This window comes from Ventosimonas gracilis (assembly GCF_001580025.1).
In the GTDB taxonomy this organism is placed as follows: domain Bacteria; phylum Pseudomonadota; class Gammaproteobacteria; order Pseudomonadales; family Pseudomonadaceae; genus Ventosimonas; species Ventosimonas gracilis.
On the sequence record NZ_LSZO01000054.1, the window covers coordinates 1 to 718 of the forward strand.

At 54.9% G+C, this 718-nt stretch carries 3 protein-coding genes; 1 reads left to right on the top strand and 2 read right to left on the bottom strand.

All coding sequences use genetic code 11. From position 1 onward, the window contains the following. Window positions 1–4 precede the first annotated feature (4 nt). On the bottom strand, window positions 5–304 hold the full coding sequence (locus AXE65_RS02745; RefSeq protein WP_068387736.1) for a BrnA antitoxin family protein: 300 nt from the start codon (window positions 302–304) through the stop codon (window positions 5–7). Continuing rightward, window positions 291–557 carry a BrnT family toxin gene (locus AXE65_RS02750; RefSeq protein ID WP_068387742.1) on the bottom strand — a complete coding sequence of 89 codons (267 nt, stop codon included), beginning with the start codon at window positions 555–557 and terminating at the stop codon, window positions 291–293. Before AXE65_RS02750 ends, AXE65_RS02745 begins: the two co-directional genes overlap by 14 nt. Window positions 558–628: 71 nt before the next feature. On the opposite strand from AXE65_RS02750, the gene AXE65_RS14395 reads away from it, so the two are divergent. After that, on the top strand, window positions 629–718 hold a 90-nt coding region (locus tag AXE65_RS14395), incomplete at its 3' end, for a head-tail connector protein (RefSeq protein ID WP_160330578.1).

Genomic DNA, 718 nt, shown 5'->3' on the forward strand with positions numbered 1-718 from the left:
ACGCTCAAATCCGCCCTTGCTCGACCGCCTCGCGCAACAACGCATTGACGCGCGTTTGCCAGCCCTTGCCGGATGCGCGCAAGTGTTCAAGTACCGGCGGCTCAAGACGCAAGGTCACTTTCGGGCGCGTCACCTCAAGCGGCGGCCTGCCGACCGGGCGCACGCCGATGCGCATAAAAGGTCTGGCCGCCTCTAGTTGCTCATCCGTCCACGGCAGCGCATCAGGGTCACTCATGGCCGCCGCCGTAATGGCCGCGTCCTCTTCGTCAGTCACAAAAATATGGTTAGGCTTAAGCGCGGGCATAAGTTTTCTCCTCACGTTTGTTGGCTTTGCGCAAGCTGATGACACGTCTGATGTCGCCACGATCTACAAAAATCACCGCGTACAGACGGTCTCCAAGGTATCCCAGACCGCTAATACGGTCTTCGCCGTAATCGAAACGCCGATCAGGCCAAGCCACGACGTTATCCCAATCGATGCGGGCAGCTTCGCCCAGCGAAATCCCGTGCTTGTTACGGTTAATCGCATCTTTGGCGGGGTCAAATTCGATTTTCATGGCGATATTGTACCGGCAATTATAAATAGTGTCAAGACAAATTTTAACGATAAGCGCCGCGAGAACACCCCATGCTCGATTTAACCCCACTTAAACACCACCTGCGCATCGACCATGATGACGAAGACGCCTTATTAACCGCTTATTTAAACGCGGCAAAA

Bases quoted from the DNA above. Each gene is read 5' to 3' on its own strand.
- AXE65_RS02750 (WP_068387742.1), bottom strand. From the start codon at position 557: ATGAAAATCGAATTTGACCCCGCCAAAGATGCGATTAACCGTAACAAG.
- AXE65_RS02745 (WP_068387736.1), bottom strand. From the start codon at position 304: ATGCCCGCGCTTAAGCCTAACCATATTTTTGTGACTGACGAAGAGGAC.